This window comes from Lysinibacillus sp. FSL W7-1291 (genome assembly GCF_038593415.1).
Classification (GTDB): domain Bacteria; phylum Bacillota; class Bacilli; order Bacillales_A; family Planococcaceae; genus Lysinibacillus; species Lysinibacillus fusiformis_D.
Genome location: NZ_CP151994.1, coordinates 131846 through 151173 on the forward strand (window position 1 = coordinate 131846; position 19328 = coordinate 151173).

General features: G+C 38.5%; 18 protein-coding genes. 10 read left to right on the top strand and 8 right to left on the bottom strand.

The window, feature by feature from the left end:
• Positions 1-65: 65 nt before the first annotated feature.
• Positions 66-470 (top strand): hypothetical protein, encoded by a 405-nt coding sequence (locus NST76_RS00685; RefSeq protein ID WP_036126609.1) that lies wholly within the window; start codon positions 66-68, stop codon positions 468-470.
• A 176-nt stretch (positions 471-646) separates the two neighbouring features.
• On the opposite strand, the gene NST76_RS00690 is transcribed toward NST76_RS00685, so the two are convergent.
• Positions 647-2563 carry a tetratricopeptide repeat protein gene (locus NST76_RS00690; RefSeq protein WP_271912050.1) on the bottom strand — a complete coding sequence of 639 codons (1917 nt, stop codon included), beginning with the start codon at positions 2561-2563 and terminating at the stop codon, positions 647-649.
• A gap of 239 nt (positions 2564-2802) precedes the next feature.
• Between NST76_RS00690 and NST76_RS00695 the strand changes: the two genes are divergently transcribed.
• From NST76_RS00695 to NST76_RS00710, 4 genes are all read left to right on the top strand, one after another.
• Complete coding sequence (locus NST76_RS00695; protein WP_058843778.1) at positions 2803-3510, top strand: glycosyltransferase family 2 protein; 708 nt, start codon at positions 2803-2805, stop codon at positions 3508-3510.
• Positions 3511-3595: 85 nt separating this feature from the next.
• Positions 3596-3856, top strand: a complete 261-nt coding sequence (locus NST76_RS00700) for a metal-sensitive transcriptional regulator (RefSeq protein ID WP_036125888.1) — start codon at positions 3596-3598, stop codon at positions 3854-3856.
• Positions 3857-4111: 255 nt separating this feature from the next.
• Positions 4112-5248, top strand: coding sequence for a transglutaminase domain-containing protein (locus NST76_RS00705; RefSeq protein WP_342535248.1), 1137 nt, complete (start codon positions 4112-4114; stop codon positions 5246-5248).
• A 90-nt stretch (positions 5249-5338) separates the two neighbouring features.
• The gene (locus tag NST76_RS00710) at positions 5339-6643 is read left to right on the top strand and encodes a transglutaminase domain-containing protein (protein ID WP_338652233.1); all 1305 of its coding nucleotides are present in this window, start codon (positions 5339-5341) and stop codon (positions 6641-6643) included.
• Positions 6644-7103: 460 nt separating this feature from the next.
• Here the strand turns inward: NST76_RS00710 and NST76_RS00715 are convergent, their stop codons facing one another.
• The 7 genes from NST76_RS00715 to NST76_RS00745 all read right to left on the bottom strand — a co-directional run bounded on the left by NST76_RS00715 (position 7104) and on the right by NST76_RS00745 (position 15280).
• Entirely contained in the window at positions 7104-8051 is a 948-nt protein-coding gene (locus tag NST76_RS00715) for a BadF/BadG/BcrA/BcrD ATPase family protein (RefSeq protein WP_058843775.1), read from the bottom strand.
• Positions 8048-9562, bottom strand: a complete 1515-nt coding sequence (gene argH, locus NST76_RS00720) for an argininosuccinate lyase (protein WP_058843774.1) — start codon at positions 9560-9562, stop codon at positions 8048-8050. The genes NST76_RS00715 and argH overlap by 4 nt, the downstream gene beginning before the upstream one ends.
• 27 nt (positions 9563-9589) lie before the next feature.
• Positions 9590-11311, bottom strand: coding sequence for an iron ABC transporter permease (locus NST76_RS00725; protein ID WP_058843773.1), 1722 nt, complete (start codon positions 11309-11311; stop codon positions 9590-9592).
• A gap of 12 nt (positions 11312-11323) precedes the next feature.
• Entirely contained in the window at positions 11324-12394 is a 1071-nt protein-coding gene (locus NST76_RS00730) for an ABC transporter ATP-binding protein (RefSeq protein WP_271912055.1), read from the bottom strand.
• A gap of 83 nt (positions 12395-12477) precedes the next feature.
• Entirely contained in the window at positions 12478-13584 is a 1107-nt protein-coding gene (locus NST76_RS00735; protein ID WP_036124955.1) for an extracellular solute-binding protein, read from the bottom strand.
• 199 nt (positions 13585-13783) lie between these two features.
• Positions 13784-14698, bottom strand: a complete 915-nt coding sequence (locus tag NST76_RS00740; protein WP_036124953.1) for a DMT family transporter — start codon at positions 14696-14698, stop codon at positions 13784-13786.
• Between the two features lie 18 nt (positions 14699-14716).
• Positions 14717-15280, bottom strand: coding sequence for a GNAT family N-acetyltransferase (locus NST76_RS00745; RefSeq protein WP_036124951.1), 564 nt, complete (start codon positions 15278-15280; stop codon positions 14717-14719).
• A gap of 338 nt (positions 15281-15618) precedes the next feature.
• Here NST76_RS00745 and NST76_RS00750 point away from each other — a divergent pair, with 338 nt between their 5' ends.
• From NST76_RS00750 to NST76_RS00770, 5 genes are all read left to right on the top strand, one after another.
• Entirely contained in the window at positions 15619-16566 is a 948-nt protein-coding gene (locus NST76_RS00750) for a carbohydrate kinase (protein ID WP_036124949.1), read from the top strand.
• A 20-nt stretch (positions 16567-16586) separates the two neighbouring features.
• Positions 16587-17018 carry a dual specificity protein phosphatase family protein gene (locus NST76_RS00755; protein WP_058843787.1) on the top strand — a complete coding sequence of 144 codons (432 nt, stop codon included), beginning with the start codon at positions 16587-16589 and terminating at the stop codon, positions 17016-17018.
• A gap of 111 nt (positions 17019-17129) precedes the next feature.
• Positions 17130-17333, top strand: a complete 204-nt coding sequence (locus tag NST76_RS00760; RefSeq protein WP_004233126.1) for a PLD nuclease N-terminal domain-containing protein — start codon at positions 17130-17132, stop codon at positions 17331-17333.
• The gene (locus NST76_RS00765) at positions 17330-18214 is read left to right on the top strand and encodes an ABC transporter ATP-binding protein (RefSeq protein WP_036125076.1); all 885 of its coding nucleotides are present in this window, start codon (positions 17330-17332) and stop codon (positions 18212-18214) included. Before NST76_RS00760 ends, NST76_RS00765 begins: the two co-directional genes overlap by 4 nt.
• On the top strand, positions 18211-18993 hold the full coding sequence (locus NST76_RS00770; RefSeq protein ID WP_330493871.1) for an ABC transporter permease subunit: 783 nt from the start codon (positions 18211-18213) through the stop codon (positions 18991-18993). The genes NST76_RS00765 and NST76_RS00770 overlap by 4 nt, the downstream gene beginning before the upstream one ends.
• Positions 18994-19328 lie beyond the last annotated feature (335 nt).

Consider the following 19328-nt stretch of genomic DNA (forward strand, 5'->3'; position numbering starts at 1 on the left):
TGTAAAGTTCATGTTCACACGTTAAACTGCTACTTAGTTGAAACAAGCTTAGGGGGAGTTTTCGTATGGAACAGAAGTGGAGTATACGTCTTATTCGATTAGCGGCTATTTTTGCTTTCATCGGTACGTATTTAGGTTCACATATGTCAGGATCAGGTAGTTATGAATATAGACCAATCCATGCACATATTTTACTTGTCGGCTGGCTAAGTATGTTTGCATGGGGCATTTTTTATCGAGCCTTCAAAGTGAAATCACAAAAATTAGTAGCCGTTCACGGTTGGACAGCTATTCTTGGTGTTTTGGGTTTAACAGTTGGCATGTGGTTTTACAATATAAATCCATTTAATTTTGGTAGTACATTTACATTAATCTTCTTTATTGTAGGTGGAACTACGCTATTAATCAGCTTTGCCTTATTTATTATAGTAACATTCATGATTCATCAACAAGACTATATAAAAAGTTAATCCATTACGCATTTCTAGCGCGCAGATAAACAATGTATCCAAAATTTTTCGATTTTGCCTGTAAAAATCTGTTGAGAAAAAATATTCATCTCCCACTATAGAAAAAGGAGATGAATGCCGAAACAAGAGAAAAACCTACCGTATCACAATTCATGATACGGTAGGTTTTAAACTGTCTATTTAATATTTTCAAGCGATTTTTTCAGCCATTTTTCAGCCTCTTGATAATCTTGTGCAACCCCATGCCCTTTTTTGTAGAGCATACCAAGCTGAAATTGAGCCTTTTGATGTCCTTGATTAGCAGCCAATCGATAAAGCTGGGCAGCCTTTGCAAAATCTTTCGGTACACCCTGTCCATGAATGTGCATTTGAGCTAGTTGATATTGTGCCTTTATATGCCCTTGTGACGTTGCTTGTTCAATCCATTTAGCTGCCTCCGTGTAATCCTGTTTAACACCTTTCCCTTTATCAAATAAATTACCAAGTTGATATTGAGCACCTGCATGGCCCTGAATAGCAGCTAGTCGATAACATCTGCGTGCTTCTTCAAGATCCATAGCAACCCCTAATCCCTGCTCATATAGTAAGCCTAATTGATACTCCGCTTGAATATGTGACTGATCCGTTGCGGCTCGCCACCATTTTACAGCCTCTGTATAGTTTATAGGTACATCAACCCCTGATGTCAGTAATAGACCAAGTTCATACTGAGCATCAGCATAGCCTTTGTTAGCAGCAACTTTAAAGTATGACATAGCTTTAGCAGGCTGTTTTTGCTGATAGACATAAAGCCGACCTAGCTCGAAGCCGGCGCTAATATGCCCATTGTCAGCTGCTCGTAGAAGCCATTTTTCTGCTGAAACAAGATCCTGTTCTTTTTCATACAGTAAGCCGAGACAGTACTGTGCATTTAAATGTCCTTTATATGCTGCTAGCTTGAACCATTTTAAGGCTTCTAGATGATCCTTCGTCATTCCTTGTCCCGTATTGTAGAGCATAGCCAATTGAAACTCTGCGTTCACATGGTCTTGTAAAGCAGCCATATGAAACCATCTCGCCGCTTCTTCAAGGTTTTGAACAATACCACGACCTTTAAGGTACATATAGCCGAGATTATACTGTGCACTGGCATCGCCCGCTAAGGCAGCCATTTCGAAATAAGCGATGGCCTCTGCGTAGCTTTGCTCGACACCTGTGCCATTATGATAAAGGAAGCCTAAATTGTTTTGAGCACTTGTATTGCCTTGGTTGGCTGCTAAAGTATACCATTTAGCCGCTTCATGAAAGTTTTGCGAAAGGCCTAGACCTTGATTATAAAGGACACCTAAATTATATTGCGCATCTGCATTTCCGAGATCTGCCGCAATTTGATAATGGTGCGCGGCTTCCTTATAATCTTGTCCAACCCCATGCCCTAAATGAAAGAGTACGCCTAGACTATAGTGGGCATTTGCGTCATTTTGTGCGGCAGCTCGTTCATACCATACTTTCGCAAGTTTATAGTCCCTTTTCACCCCTCGCCCGTGATTGTAAAGAGTTCCTAAATTATATTGTGCACTGGCATCACCGTTTTGCGCTGCCCTTTCAAACCATTTGGCTGCATGTGTATAAGCCTCTGGCGATTGATTGTGCTGGAGTATGTTCTTATCCAATATGGTTGGAAGCTCTGTAGTGTGAGGAGTTAGACTTGCTGACTTGAAACTACGATCATAGCGTTTCATAAACCATTCCACAATATCGCTAAGATAATCCAAAACAATTTTTGCCGCTTTGGCTTCCACAATGTCGTTACTATTATGACTTGTCATTTTATGAACTAAATTCATTAATAAATAAATCCGACGAGGGTGAATTTGCGCTACAAAACTTCGATTATTTAATAGTGTACGGATATTTTTCGTTTTAGGTTCAGTATGCATTTCCAGCCGATAAATCTCATAAAGAATTTCTTCCAATACAAAAAGAGATTTTTGTAAAGATGTAGCTGGGTTTGAAATAGCGAGCAAACTTGCATCCTGTAGGTTTTTTGCTAATTTTGTGAAGGACAGCTGCGTTAATTTCTGACATTGTTCTTCAAGAATTTCGTAATGCATAACAATCACCCTCACCTCTTTCATCAATGATGCCTCGGCATCATTGCGTCTAATTTTCTTCGAGCCAGTTGAAAGCCCCTCTTCTAAATCTCTTTGTACATATATCGGAGAAAAATCTATATTATTGATAAGTTTTAATGGGATTCATCAGTTGAATTGTTGCTGTGACATGATACTATTTGATATAAGGGAAATTCGTAGCTACGGAGAGCCCGTCAGCCTATAGGTGGGGGATCGAAATGAAAAATATTGCAGCTATTATTCCAGCATATAATCCACAACAATCACTCATTACCTATGTACATCAATTATTAGCAACGACCATTACACAAATTGTCATTGTCAATGATGGGAGTGATCAAAGATATAAAGATATTTTTGAAGATTTAAATAAAATTGATCGTTGTCAAGTATTGCAGCATGATCGCAATATTGGAAAAGGTGGTGCATTGAAGACAGCCTTTGCATTTATCCGAGAGCAAAAAGGAAAGTGTCATGGTGTCCTTACAGTGGGGGCACATGGGCAGCATGCACTGCAAGATGTTAAGCTTGTCTTAACGATGACAAAGGTGTTTTCAGAAGGTATTGTGCTAGGGGTACGTAATTTCCATTCTGCCGATAGTTCATTTCTTTCTTATTGGGGAAATCGTGCAACAAGCCTATTTTTTGAGTTACTGTATCATCGAAAATTAATGGATACACAAACGGGTTTGCGATATATATCGATAAATGAGTTGCCTTGGCTGATGAAGGTGAAAGGCGAACGCTATGATTATGATACAAATATGCTAGTTGCGGCACTGAAAAGAAAGTGTCCAATTTTTGAGGTAGAGATTGGGCAATTACGTTTAAAGAAAAATACAATTATCCAGTACGATGAAATAACCAATGCAAGCACTATAATCACAAGAATGCTGATGAATTATTTAAAACCAAGGAATGGCTAGGTTTAAATTTGAAATAATGAGCTAGGATAAAGAATAACGATTACTCATGAGGACGTAGCGAGTATAGAAAGAAGGAGCAATGTTTATGGAATATTCAGATCAAGTGAAAAATCGTGTGAAACGGATGGAAGGCCAGCTACGTGGTATTTTGAAGATGATGGAGGAAGGTAAGGACTGTAAGGCAGTCATTACACAGCTATCGGCTGTACGCTCTGCTGTAGATCGTACAGTTGGTGTTATTGTCAGTACAAACTTATTAGAATGTGTCCAAAATGCTGAAGGTGATGACGAAAAAATGAATGAAGCCATTCAGGAAGCCGTTAATTTGGTTGTGAAAAGTAGATAATTACCTCGATTTTCGGAACAAAAAATAGTAGCTGAATCTAAATAAAACTCACTATAAATGGGGTGAGTTTTATTTTTTTGCAAAAAAATAGTTATATTCGAGAATTATATTTGGTTTTTAGGTATTTTATATCATGTAAGTGTTGATATATTTTTAGATGAAAGTCTTAGTTAGTGAACTTGTATGATAGCTTAGTAGGTACTTTCTTTGTTATGCTAAATAGTAACAAAAGATTCAAAGGGAAGGTGATTAGTGATGAAAAAATGGTTGTTATGTGGAGCAACTTTATTGATGTTAAGCCCAACTGCTGCCTATGCAAAACAAACAGAAATTACTTCCCAAATTTATCCTGTGGTAGCTAACTCAACAGTAGTTACTTGGGATCAATTGACAAAAGAGCTTGCTAAGCAAATGCGAAATTTCGAGACGGAAATAAAATTTACGTATACAGGCCCGATGGGTGATTTCAAAAAAGAAATGATGGATGCATTTGAAAAGGCTAAACAACAAGCTGTTTATGCAAGTGGACATTTCGAAAGTATGACGGTTTCTGCAGATTCTCTCGGAAATGTAACGTATAAAGTGAAGTATCTGACGAATCAAACACAAGAAGTAGCTGTACAAAAAAAGATTAATCAAATACTGAAAAATATTATCAAACCTTCTATGACAGAGTTCCAAAAAGTAAAGGCTATTAACGATTATATTGTATCGAATACGATGTATGGAACAAAAACAAAGGCAAGCCCACATAGTGCCTATGCTTTATTTTTTGAAGGACAAGCTGTGTGTCAAGGTTATGCATTAGCTGCACAAGCCTTGTTAGAGCAATCTGGGATAGAGACAAAATATGTTATAGGTTTTGTGAATGGGAACGAGGCACATGCTTGGAATTTAGTAAAGGTAGATGGAAAATGGTATCATTTAGATACAACATGGAATGATCCTTTGCCAAATCGTGTTGGTGCTGCTTCATATGACTATTTTTTAGTGACGGACAGTCAGCTTAACAAAGATCACACTTGGGTTAAAGCCGATTATCCTACTGCTACAAGCACAAAATATAGTTATATGCACAATGTTCATTTTGCGTATCAGTTAAATAATGCTGTTTATTTTAGCAATACGGCAGATAACGATAAACTGTATAAGCTGGATATGACTAGTGGGAAAAAGACAAAAGTATTAGATAAACGTGCATTGTATATTACTGGAACTAATGATTATCTATACTATAGTGATTACAGTAACGGTGGGTATTTGACAAAGCTGAATTTGAAAACATTAAAAGCTGAAGTGCTAGTTAAGCAGCCAGTAACGAATTTAAAGATCAATGACAATGATTTGCTGTATACTATGAATACTAAAGAATATAAACTTAAAATTAATTAAGTCAACAAACAAATATTAACAAGCACAATTGGACCCTTAAGTGAGTTCTTTGTGCTTTTTTTGTATATAATGAAAAGAAGACGGTTGGAGGTGAGGAATTTGTGGAAGAAATTAGCTATTATTGCCATTATTATTATTTTTATTGATCCCATTTATATGGCTGGTAAGGCAGTCGTTCAGCAGGTGCTGGATTGGACAAATAATGACGAAATAGAAACAATGCTTCTTTCAACAAAGGAGAAAATCGTAGATGTTACTGCTAGACTTTCAGACGATGCCTCCATAGAAACAGCCATACCTATAGAAGATATACATGAAGCGGAGGTAGCACCTAAAGCGCCGCCAATTCAGAAACCAGAAACGAAGCTAGTCGTGACAAATGCCAAAGAGATGGCTGATGCCATGTATGCATATTATAGTAGTTTTTCACCGAAGTTTGAAATTCAATATAAAGGTAATACACAACGAATTGAACAAATTGTGGAAGAGGCCTACAACAATGCTATTGAACGAGATGATTATGTTTATGGTCATGTTAGTAAGCATTCAATTCGTTATGAATATGGGCGAAATAAGGCAACTATTTTTGGAGAGCAGAGCTATTTAATGACGCCAGAACAGGCTGCTTTTGTCGAGATGAATGTCCAAGAAATCATCAGCAAAATCAGTAAAGACTCTATGACAGAAGTAGAAAAGGTACGAGCAGTCAATGACTATATTGTCGCTAATACTGCCTATACAGATCAAACAAATTCTAGTCCACATAGTGCCTATACCGTACTTGCGGAGCATGGGGGAGTATGTCAGGGCTATGCTTTACTAGCTCACTCGATGCTTCAAAAACTGGGAATTGAAACAAAATATATCGTGGGCTATGTCGGTCAAGAGGGACATGCGTGGAATTTGGTCAAGCTGGATGGACAGTGGTATCACCTTGATACGACATGGAATGATCCAGTACCAGATCGCAAAGGTGCCATTCGTTACCAATACTTTTTAGTAGATGATCGTACAATGGCGAAAGATCACACGTGGATTGCTGAGGATTATCCAAAGGCAACAAGCACAATGTATAGTTATTATCATGATATAGACTTCCCAGCACAGGCTGGCGATCAATTATATTTTAGTAATATCTCTGATGACAATAAGTTGTATGTGCTTGATATAAAGACAGGTAAAATAAAGCGTGTCACAAATACTCGTGCACAATACATCGTTTACTCGGATGGGTGGCTATACTTTAGTAATTACTCTCGGGGGGCGTATTTAACAAAAATTCGTCCAGACGGTAGTGGAGAACAGGTACTAAATAGGGAAGATACAAAGGATATATTTGTGAAGGATGGCTTCCTCTATTTCACAACGAATGAATTGAAGAGAATGGCTCTCTAATTTAACATAAAAAAGGTGATGTCAACGGCACAAACAGCCATGTTGAAAGGCGGGGGGTAATTTCCGTTCTGCCAGCGTTCTTCCCAGGGGGCAGTTCACTAAATCCATGTGGCAAAGGTGTGTTTTCCTTCTCTTTTATACTAGCCGTAGCGATCAAAATATTTGTATAATTAGAGAAAGGATAGGCTCTTATTTTCAATGTGGAGAAGTGATTAGTTACACACCTCTCAATAAATAAGTAGTGAACGCCTTCACTTTACTTAGGAATTTTTTCTAAAAAGATAATCTTTTGTGAGGTGGAGCGGAAGGCTACTCGATTCCCGCGAGACTGGCGAGCCTCTAAACACGAAGCGGCTCGGCGCTAGCCCACGGGAAAGCAAGTAGCCTGCAACGGAAATCCATCTTCATCTTTCACAAAATAGATGGTTTTGTTTTTTTACACTATGAAAAGGGCAATGACTTATAAATAGTCATATGCCCTTTTTGTACGTTCAATCAAATAAGTAATAGGCTGATGCTGACAAAGTTTAATATCAATTTGTGGATATAGTAAGGTGATTTCCTCCGTAAAAGTCTTTAAAATGAGTGGATTATGCTTGATGGCACCACCATTACAATAAAGTGTAAATGGTCCATTCTGATAGCCCATTTTTTTCAATACAGCGCTTGCTAGAAGAACTAATTCGTAGGCAGCCTGTAGTGATATTTGCATGGCGCAAGCATCTTCTTGCTCGACTGCCTTTGCTACAAATGAGCTCATCTTGGCCAGCTGTGCATTCGTATAGGATGGATGGAATAACCATTCCGCAAGCTCTGTTACATCCTGTATATTTAAAAAATGATAGACGGCTTCTTTTAAGATTGTTGGTTCACCACGACCATCCTCCATTTTAAATACAGCTCTTACTACTTCCTGCCCTAGCCAATATCCACTTCCCTCATCACCAGCTCGATGTCCCCAACCTCCTGCACGTACAATTCGTTGCCCGTCATAGGCATAGGCGATGGCTCCTGTTCCGGCAATGAGTAATGCACCAGCCTGTCCAGCAGTCACACCAAGTAGTGTAGCTTCCGCATCATTTTCAATAATTAGCGTCTTGATTTGTAGCTGTGTGGCCTTTAGGGCATTTTGAACAATGGCCGTTACTGTGGCATGATCCTTAGGAGAATCAATGCCAGCTAACGCAAAGGTAGCTACAGCAATTTGAGAATGGGGGTACTTTTGCAAAAATGTTTGTACATTTGCTAAAAGTCCTTGTAATCTTGCTGTAGCTGATTCGACACCAATGGCTTGATAATTCGAGCCTTGCATTGTTGTAGAATAGTGAATGTCACCAGATTCAGCATGAACGACCGCACATGCTGTTTTTGTTGCTCCACCGTCAATAATCAATAACCAATCCTTCATTGATTCCATTCCTCAAGAAAGGCTGTTAATTCCTTTTCCGCTTGTATAATAGAATTTTCCTTTAAGCGGACCCATTCATAAAGGTTTTGAGCATTCATTTTTGAACGTTCGAGCGCTGCTTTCATTGTGGCTGGAGCTGGGCCACCTAGCAATGTTCGCACACCAACAAAAGATTCTGGCTTTAATGTTTTATAAAAGTCTTCTTCTGAAATAGCTAATTCCTTTCCCGTAATCAATTTAGATTGTGTATTGGCAAGGCCCCATGTAAGGCTTGCTAGTGATTCTTCGCCATGGGCAAGTAGAACTTTAATACATTTGCTAACAATACTATGTGCTTGGCGGAATGAAATCCCCTCTGAACGCACTAATGTATCTGCAAGCTCTGTAACATTGGCAAAGCTATTCTCTGCACGGTTTCTTAATTTCTTTTTATTAACATCCATTGTGACAACAAGAGAACCAAATAACTTGTAAATACCATTTAAACGGTCAATGGCACGCCATAAATAGGGCTGCATATCATCTTCAGTGTCGACGATATCTCCGAACGGTGTATTATGTACCATTTGTAATACTGTACTTGCATCTCCAACAACCGCAGATAGTAATGAACGTGTATGCTCTACGGAAACAGGGTTACGTTTTTGAGGCATTATGGAACTTATCTGGACATATGGACTTGCGAGTGTGAATGCATTAAATTCCTGGGTAGCCCATAATAAAAAATCTTGAGATGTACGGCCGAGATTGAGTGCAGCCAGCTGTACAATACTTGCCGCTTCAGCAATATAATCTGCGCCTGCAACAGCATCCCACGCATTTTCGATAATATCATCAAATGCCAGTAGATCACGCATCCGTTCTCTACTAATATTAAAGCCTGTCGTTGTTAAGGCAGCCGCCCCCATACTACTGCGATTGACAGTTTTATAGACATGCTGCATCCGCTCAAAATCACGCTCAAGCTGGTCAATAACAGCTTTTAAATAATGGGCAAAGGTTGTGGGCTGAGCCTGCTGTGTATGCGTGTAGCCAATCATGATGGTATCTATATGTTCCTCTGCAGCCGCGATTAAGTCATCACGTAATGTTAGTAACTCGTTCATTAATAATAATAGTTTTTTCCTTAAGGTCATACGATAGATGGCGATCCCCATATCATTCCTACTTCTGCCAATGTGAAGATTTCCTGCAACATCACCAGCAAGCTCAATTAGTTTATTTTCAATGCGGAAAAATAAATCCTCATATTGGGGACTGTAATCCTCTAAACGATAATAATTTAAATCTATTTTTTTTAGAGCTATCCCAATTTGTTTCGCTTCATCTTTTTTTACGAGTCCTTGTTCTTCTAACATTTTTAAATGAGCAATATTAATTTGTAGCATGATTGTTAAAAAATTTTTCTTCGCCTCATCATAAGCTGGCTGTAAGACAATTTTCCGATAGATGTTAGAAGGGAATATCATCCCATCTTCCCGCTGCGTTTTGTTGCGAAAATCTTCAAACATTGTAATGGCCCCCTAATAGATTGGCAGCTAGATGGCTGTACCAGCACTGCCTTTTGATAGTTTTTCAGAAATAATAAGAACAACTAAAATTAAGCAAATTTGTAAGACACCATAAGCACAGGCGGTCCCAAATTTAAATGCATATAATTTTTGGAATATCGCTACAGACAATGGAATAGTGGATGTACTGTATATTAGAATGGATGCAACAAACTCACCAAAGCTTTGCACGAGAGCTAAGAGTGTCCCTGCTAAAATTCCGGTGAATGTTAACGGTACGACAATCCGTCTAAATGTATACCACCAATTGGCGCCTAAGCCACGTGAAGCCTCTTCAATCGATTGATCTAGTTGTACAAGAGAGGCGGAAGTAGATCGAAAAACAAGTGGTAAATGTCGAATAAAATACGCTAATGGCAAAATCCAAAATGTACCGATCAATACTTGATTGAAACTAAAAATACTTTCTGTACTAAAGGCAGCGATTAAATTAACCGCTACAACAGTACCAGGTAAAGCCCAAGGTACCATAATCAAAATATCGAGCAATGTTTTCCCTTTAAAGTTTAACCGAACCATAGCATAAGCAGCAGCGACACCAAAAATGATATTGCCGATTGTTGCTATGACACCCATTTGAATGGAATTCCAAATAGGCCGCCATGTACGCTCATCAGTAAAAAGAGCAATATAATGATCGATCGTATAGTCGGTCGGGAGAATTTGCGTTTTCCAAGCACCATCAACAGAAAAAGATATCAATATCAAAACTAATATCGGCAATATTAATATGAATGTCCCAACAAAGGATGCGATTGTTGCCATAACTTTAATTTTTTTAGAGGATACCTCGGAACGATGAACACTGATACCCTTACTGAGATTTTGATAATTTCGCTGATTCTGATACCAACGCATGATGATTAAAAAGGTAATAGATACAAAGGATAAAATCATCGACTGTGTTGCAGCCATCTCAAGATTGCCATTTGTACGTGATAAATATATTTGCATCGTCATGGTGCGCTCTACACCAAACATTAAAGGTGCTGTATAGGAAGCCATTGAGATCATAAACACTAATAAGGACGAGGCGACAATGGAAGGTGTCAGCATTGGTAGAATAACCTTTGTCCATACGCGAATACGCCCTGCACCTAGACTGGTTGCAGCCTCTTCTAAAGCAGGATCGAGCCCCTTAATAGCAGCTGAAGCTGTTAAGTAGAAGTACGTATACATCGTGAAGGTATGAACGACGATAACTCCCCAAATGCCTTTCAATGCAAACGGTACATGGTCTAATCCGAATAGATGCTGAAAGATTCGAGGGAAAATACCGCTATCGCCATATAAAAATGAAAAAGAAAGTACACCCACTAGAGGAGGAAGTGCCATAGGAACTAATACTAAAATAGACAGTGTACGCCTTCCTGGGAAATTATAGCGCTCCAGTAAAAAGGCCATCGTAACCCCAACGACTGCACAGCAAATAACACTGATGATCGAAATATAAATACTGGTCCATAAAGCCTCTAAGTTTGCTGGGCTCGCCAGATCAAAAAATTTTTTATAGTGAAAGAAAGCCTCATCACCAGCAAAGCTTTGGATAAATGTTTGATAGAAGGGGTAAACCACATAGGCGAACAATACTAAAAATAATGGCGATATTAAAATATAAACAAACCAATTGGATTGAAAAATTCGTGTCCACGCGCTTTCCTGAGAGGCATTGACAGACTGTTTTCCCATATTGGCTTCCTCCTATTCCCCTAATAAGTACAGTGAATCATGAGCCATATTGATTGTAATGTCTTCACCGATTTTCTTTATTTGGTCATAAGAATTAATAATCATTACTTTAAGTGAAAATGCCGTAAAATCTACAATGTAATTGACGCTAATACCTGTAAATTCAACAAATGTAATTTTTCCTGTTAACGTATTATCACCAGTACCTAGTTGAATAGACTCCGGTCGAATAGAAATAAACACTTTGTCTCCAATCATATGCGTTAAAGAGGGGGAGCTTTGTTGCTTTCGCCCAGTCAAAAGATGTCCATTTAAGGTTCTCACTTGTACATTTTCACCATTAATGGCTTGTATAGTGCCTTCGATTAAATTGGTTTCACCAATAAAGTTAGCTACAAAACGATCTTCAGGCTGATGATAAATTTCTTGAGGAGTCCCAATTTGCTTGATCAAACCATTCTCCATGACCATGATTCGATCCGACATAGCCATTGCCTCCATCTGATCATGGGTAACGTAAATTGTTGTAACGCCAAGCTCAGATTGAATTCGTTTGATTTCAATACGTGTTTCCTCACGCAATTTAGCATCTAGATTGGATAGAGGTTCATCCAGTAATAAAATATCTGGCTCAATTACAAGCGCTCTAGCCAAAGCAACCCGTTGTTGTTGTCCACCAGATAGTTCATTTATTTTTCTGTTACCATAAGCTGCTAGATGTACTTGTCCTCTAATGCGGTCAACCTTGTATTGAATTTCGGTCTTTGAAAATTTCCGCACTTGTAAACCAAAGGCAATATTTTCATCAACCGTCATATGAGGAAAAAGAGCATAATTTTGAAATACCATACCGATATTGCGTTTATTGGGCTGAAGTCGAGTGACATCTCGATTGTCAAAAAGAATTTTACCTTTAGAAGGGTAATAAAAGCCTGCAATCATCCTTAAAGTGGTTGTTTTGCCACAGCCGCTAGGACCGAGAAAAGTAAAAAATTCCCCTGCTTTTATTTCAAGATTTATATCATTCACGCCATACACTTGACCAAATTGCTTTGAGACATTTTCAATTTTGACACTTCTCAATCATAAACTCCTCTCTAACAAAGAATGCAGATGATACAGGAAGGTAAAAATTCGCAGTATAAGTCGAATTTTTACCTATTTTATTATTTGCCGCGCCCTTTTACATTGTTATCCCAATATTCCATCCATTCAGCTTCTTTGTCAGACATTAGCTGCCAATCAATATCGAACGTTTTTAAATCTAATTCCTGATACCATTCTGGCATGGAAGCCTTATCGATATCAGAACGTGTAGGAATTTGATAATAATCGTTCGCCAATTGTGTCACCATTTCTTTTTCAAATAAGAACTCTACAAATAGTTTTGCATTGTCTAAGTTTTTCGCATTGTTTACAACGGCTACACCATCTACTAAAATAGGTGCACCACTTTTTGGATAAATATAATCAAAAGGATAATCAGTCGTATATTTCTTTAATAAAATATCTTGCAAATTCCATAAAGAAACACTACCTTCTTGTCGTGTTAGCTTTAAATATAAGGCATTAGGATCTTGTGTATACTCCTTTGTATTAGCATCTAATTGTAATAACCATTCATAGCCTTTATCAGGTGAATCGTCTCCCTGTCGTACAATCATAGAGGAATAAATTGTGCGCATTGTACCTGACGCAAGCACACCTCTAATTAGAATTTGATCCTTCCATTTAGGATCTAATAGGTCATCCCAGTCCTGAGGCCCTGTTTCTTTTGTCAGTAAATCACTATTAATCATAATGACCTCTGGTAGCAACATCTCACCAAACCAACGTCCATCTGCATCTTTGTGTGAGGCATCAATGGCACCGATAAAGCTAGGCTGCCAAGCATGCAATAAGTCTTCATTTGCTCCAACAATGAGAGCGGATTGCGTTCCACCCCACCAAAAATCTGCTTGAGGATTGGCCTTTTCACCGCGGAGGCGCTCTAAAATTTGCTGTGCCCCCATCGTTAAAAACTCGACCTCAATGTCTGGGTATTTTTCATTAAACTGATCGATCACATTTTGCACCATTTCTTCATCACGACCTGTGTAAATGACAAGCTTTCCTGAAGGTGTCGTTGCTGCCACTTCTGTTTTATCACCATCAGATGTTTTGTCTTTATTTGCTGCACCATCTGTAGAATTTTGCTGATTATTGCCGTTACAAGCAGCTAAAGCTAAAAACATCAACACAAGGAAAAAACCAAGAATGCGGGTTTTTTTCATCATCTTCTCCTTTCATAAAGTAAGGTACTTGCATATTGCAGTATAATACGAAAGGATAAGATTAATGTTAGAATTATTAAAAAATTACATTTGCCTTCATCATAGCTAAGTACTTAACAGTAAGCAATGCGATTTCAGCAAAATTCAAAAAAACTCCTTAAAAAGGAATCATTCCATTTTTAAGGAGTTTTTTGTCGATTTATGAATGGGCTTCTAATAAGCTGTCTTTTTGTTGCCGTTGTGCAATAATGGTTGGCAGCATCATACCAGCAATAACGAGAATAATCCCTACGATTTGTACAGCGGTTAAAGGTTCATGCAGAACAATAACCGAAACTGTAACGGCAACTGGTAATTCGATGGCACTTAAAATGGAAGCTAGCGCGCCACCGACTTTAGGAATAGCGATTGAAAATAAGTAAATTGGTAAAATGATACCGAAAAGACCTAGTGCTAGTCCAAATTTCCATAAGCCTTGCATGAATAATTGGCCATTCCAAATAACCTCAGGGCTAAGGAAAATACTAATCATAATAAGGGCTACGAAGGAAACGATTAATACCCGAGAAGTCGTAGTAACTCCCTCGACAGGCCGCGAATTGAATTGAATGAAGCAAGCAAAGGTAAAGGCTGCTGCAAAGCCAAATAGCCACCCTTGGATAGGGATGCCACTTAAATCTACATTTAATACACCAGCAGCTAAAATAGTTCCTGCAAATAAGATAATGATCGAAATTACTTCAGGACGACTGGGTAATCTTTTGTGTAGGGCACAATCAATTAGCAGACCAATCCATGTAAATTGGAATAGCATGACTACCGCAAGAGAAGCGGGTAGATATTTTAAAGATTCTCCATACACTATTCCTGTCGTCCCAGTAAAAATTCCAGCACAAATTAAAATAAGTAAGCCCTTTTTGGATGGACTCGGTAATTTTCTGTCTGTAAAAATAAAAATGGCTACAACGAGTAAAAAGCCGATTATATACTGACTTGATACTGCCTCTGATGTTGTAAAGCCATGCTGCATAGCTACTTTGACAATCGTTGACAATATACCGTAGCTACTAGAAGCAATGACAATCAAAAGAGGGTAAATAAAATTTGTTTTCATATATAAATATTTCACTTCCTAAAACTGTTTCACCATGTGATGGAATGGCTCATCGATTATGGACCATGGCTCTGTAATAACAAAGCCCAAACGCTCATAAAGTCGGCGAGCATCTTCTTTTTGGGTTTCAACATTTAATGATAATTTTGTATAGCCGCGCTGCTTTGTTAGCTCTTCGGCAAATTGTAATAGCAATGTTCCAATTCCTTTACCTCGTGCTTCTGGTGCTACGCAAACAGTATCGATATATGCCTCATCTTCATGTGCTTCTTGATCAATGACAATGGATGTAGCGTTTTTTGCTTCTAGCCATTTAACAAGGTTAGCATCCATGTGAACGGCTTGTGCACCGTGATAATAAACGAGAATCCCTAATATTTGCTCTCCTTCAGTAGCGACAAAGGTATTTAAATAAGAATGTCGATTGTCGTCACGTTGAAAAAGAATTGTCAGTTCTTGTATAACAGCTTCAGCTGATTTCTCGCCAGTTAAGCGATTAGCAATTTCACCAATTGCATCGATAATAAGAGGCACAACGGCATGGGCATCATGTGGTTGCGCTTGTCGAATTGTAATACTCATCTTGATAATCCCTACCTTTCTATAGGCAAGTATAACAAAGATAGAGATTGACTCAAATTTTATAGCCCACTAACAAAAGTAAAACCCATTAGCTTAATCCAGCAGGTGTTCAACAAGACACTAAATTAAAACAATGGCTCTAGCTGATATCAAAGATTTTGAAAAGAGGCTTGTATGATGCAGATCAGTCAACCGTTGTCACAGGATAGACAGACAGTTATAGATTCACTTCTACTCGTCAGCTCGAAAATATTTGGACGCAATGACGCCCCGGCGTCATTGATAGAATGACAATTTTCGTGTTAATCTATAATGACTAGACATTTTGGAGGACAATCATGACAAAGCAAGAGAAGGATTTTATATTAGTCTATGGAGATGCTTTTATTGACTATATTGCTGATGATGTAACAAACACATCATTTACTAAATATATGGGTGGTGCAACGGTAAATGTTGCAGCTGGTATTAGCCGAATTGGGGCACCGTCGGCATTAATTACTATTACAGGGGATGACGAAGGCTCTCAATTTGTGCGAGATGGGCTTGCCCAAGAGGGTGTACAACTGGATTATGCCGTATTTAATCCAGCAAAGCGAGTAAGTGGCGTATATGTGCATCTTACAGAAGCGTGTGAGCGGATTTTTAAAGATTATGTTGATGAAACACCCGATTTACAAGTGGAACCATCACAGCTAAATGAAGCAGCTTTTAAACATGCTTCGGCTTTAACAGTATGTTCAGGTACTATGTTCCATCCAACAGCACTTGCCACAACGCGAGCAGCTGTAGAAATGGCAAAGGATAAGGGTGCAATTATTGCAATGGATGCCAATATTCGACCGCTACGTTGGAGCAGTGAGGAAATTTGTCGAGAGACGATTACATCATTTTTTGAGGATGTTGATATTTTAAAGGTTACGGATGATGAATTATTCTTCCTGACAGAGACAACTACCTTAGAAGAGGGCATTGCACATCTCAATAGCTATTTAGTGCCTATTATCTTAATCACAGTAGGAGAAAATGGTACTTATGCTGTACTTAATGGTGAGGTTCTCCATGTGCCGACGGAGAAGGTAGTACCTGTAGATACGACAGGTGCGGGCGATGCATTTATGGCAGGCGTACTACGTGATGTCCATTATAATGGCTTACCTACAACGCAAGAAGAACTCGTGCGCTGTACAAGCTTCGGCAATAAATTAGGAGCTTTTGCTGCCACAAAAGCAGGTGCATTAACTGCCCTACCATATTATGAGGACATTAAGCATTTACTAAAATAAACATGCGGGATGTGGAGAATATGGAAAAGAACTACGATGCTTTAGTAGAAGATCGACTATTCTTTGGTGGCGCAAAAGACGCTGAGACTGCATTTGCACAAGAATCCGTAAATATTGTGATAGATGTTCGTGTTCAAGGGCTTTCCACACAAGAGCAGCAAACAGTTCCTTATTCTTATAAACATTTGCCAATTGCAGATGAAGAGATTGAGGTAGCATCATCTATTCAACAAGTAGCGAAAGAAATTGCATCAGCCTTCGAGGACGGGCAAAAAGTATATATTCACTGTGGAAGTGGTGGCGGACGTGCAGGTGTTGCCGCCGCAGCCGCATTAATGGAGCTGGGAATGGTTAATTCATTAGAGGAAGCAGAAGCAGCAGTTAAAAAAGCTCGTCCACAAGTATCCATTCGCCCAAAAATGGAAGATGCATTGCAACAACTATATAAATAAAAAAAGATGTACCTATTAGGGTGCATCTTTTTTATTAAATTTTATTTTGTTCTATACATATTAGAACAAAGTTGTTATAGTTAATATATAACAAATGATGAGGTGATCTGTATGATGGAGGAATTAGCAAAGGTTCCATGGGCGGTTATCGCACCGCTCATCATCGTTCAAATTATATTAATGATTGTAGCGCTTATTGATCTGCGTAAAATCCATGCCACAAATGGTCCTAAAATTTTATGGGTATTTATCATTCTATTTGCCAATCTATTAGGGTCCATTGCGTACTTTATAGTAGGGAGAAAGCAGTCATGACAACATTACTTCAAGTTACAGGCTTGACCAAGCAATTTGCAGAGCACACAGTTGTAGATAATATTCATTTCGTGTTAGAAGAAAAGACTTCAACAGCTTTAATTGGACCAAATGGAGCTGGCAAGACAACAACTTTATCTATGTTAACAGGGCTCTTAAAACCGACTGCTGGAAGTGTAAGGATGTTAAATGGAGATTTACGTGCGAATATAGGGTTTTTACCTCAATATCCGCAGTTTCATCCTTGGCTAAGTGCATTAGAGTTTACAGAAATGGCTGCTAGGTTGAATGGTGTAGCAGCCAAAAAAGCTAAATTAGAAGCACAAAAAACATTAGAGTTCGTAGGGTTGGGGGATGCGCTACATAAAAAAATAGCGACTTTTTCTGGGGGAATGAAGCAACGTCTTGGTATTTCCCAGGCAATTGTGCATAAGCCTAAATTACTGCTATTAGATGAACCAGTTTCAGCGTTAGATCCCGTTGGACGCAGAGAAGTGCTCGATTTATTAAAAGGTTTACAACAAGAGACAACCATTTTATATTCAACGCATATTTTAAATGATGCGGAAGAAATGACAGACCAGCTATTATTTTTGCAAAATGGAAAACTAGTGGAGCAGGGTACATTACGTGAGGTACGGCAACGTTTTGATGAGCAAAACTATGTAATTGAATTTGGCAGTGAAGAAGAGGCGAAGCTTTTTGCGGATCCATCCTATACTATAATCGGTTGTTATGTGTATATTGAGGTTGTGAATGAGGAGCCAACGATGAAGGAGCTGCTACAACGTTTAAGTGCATGTCCTTATACCATCCGAAAAGTGGAGCGACAAACAGCATCTCTGGAAGAAATTTTCATGAAGGTGGCGAAAAAAGCATGAGTGGATTCAAAGTACTTCTGCAAAAGGAATATAGAGAAGCATGGCGGAGCTGGAAATTTTTATGGATACCTCTCGTGTTTGCTTTGCTTGGAATGAGTGATCCACTAACAAACTATTATATGATGGATATATTAAATGCTGTTGGGAATGTACCTGAGGGCTTTGAAATGCTAATGCCAGAATTAGTGCCAGTTGATTTACTCCAAGCTTCTATTGGACAGTTTCAAACAATAGGCTTACTGGTGATGATGGCTTCATTTGTAGGGGCTATTAGTAAAGAACGAGCAAGTGGCATGGCTACCCTCTTATATGCACGGCCCATTTCATATGGCGCCTACTTTATGAGTAAGTTTATTGTTATAGGCACAGTTTGTTTTGTAAGTATTTTAGCTGGCTTTGCTGCAAGTGTATATTACACAAGCATATTATATGGAACTTTGGACATTGGAGCACTACTAATTAGTTTTTGTACGTACTATATTTGGCTGTTATTTGTAATAGCTGTTTCATTACTGATGAGTGCTAGTTTTAAAACGGTTATAGCTACTACATGTGCATTTACGGTGATCTTTGTAGGGCAAATCGTAGATATGATAGTGGGAATCTTTTGGACAATATCTCCTTGGAAACTAGCGAGCTATGGAATTTTGCTAGTACGAGGAGCAATGGACATGTCAGACTATTGGTGGAGCCTAATAATGACTGTGGCATTAACAATTATCTGTATTAGCATTGGGATCGCGATGATGAAAAGAAATGCGTCTATGGCAAAAATCTAAAAAAGATAAAACGGTAAAAACCAGTTTACGATGAGTTTTTACCGTTTTTTATTTTTAAATCATCCCACCATTTATAAGCAGTATCAGCCCGACAAAGAACATAATCCAAGAAAGAGCAGAACTTATACTTTGATCAAAAAGTGTTTGAATTTTTCTTAACGGTTGATTCATAAATCCACAGAATAAAAGATGTAAAACAAGTAGAATGATTCCTGGTGTAATCATCCCAAGTTAATGAGATCTATTTCGGCAGCTACAAAAATTTGCTGTCGGAAAGCTTGCTTTTTATCTCGTTATGGATTCGAAAGCTGGATGAATTTCTGGATAAGGGACTC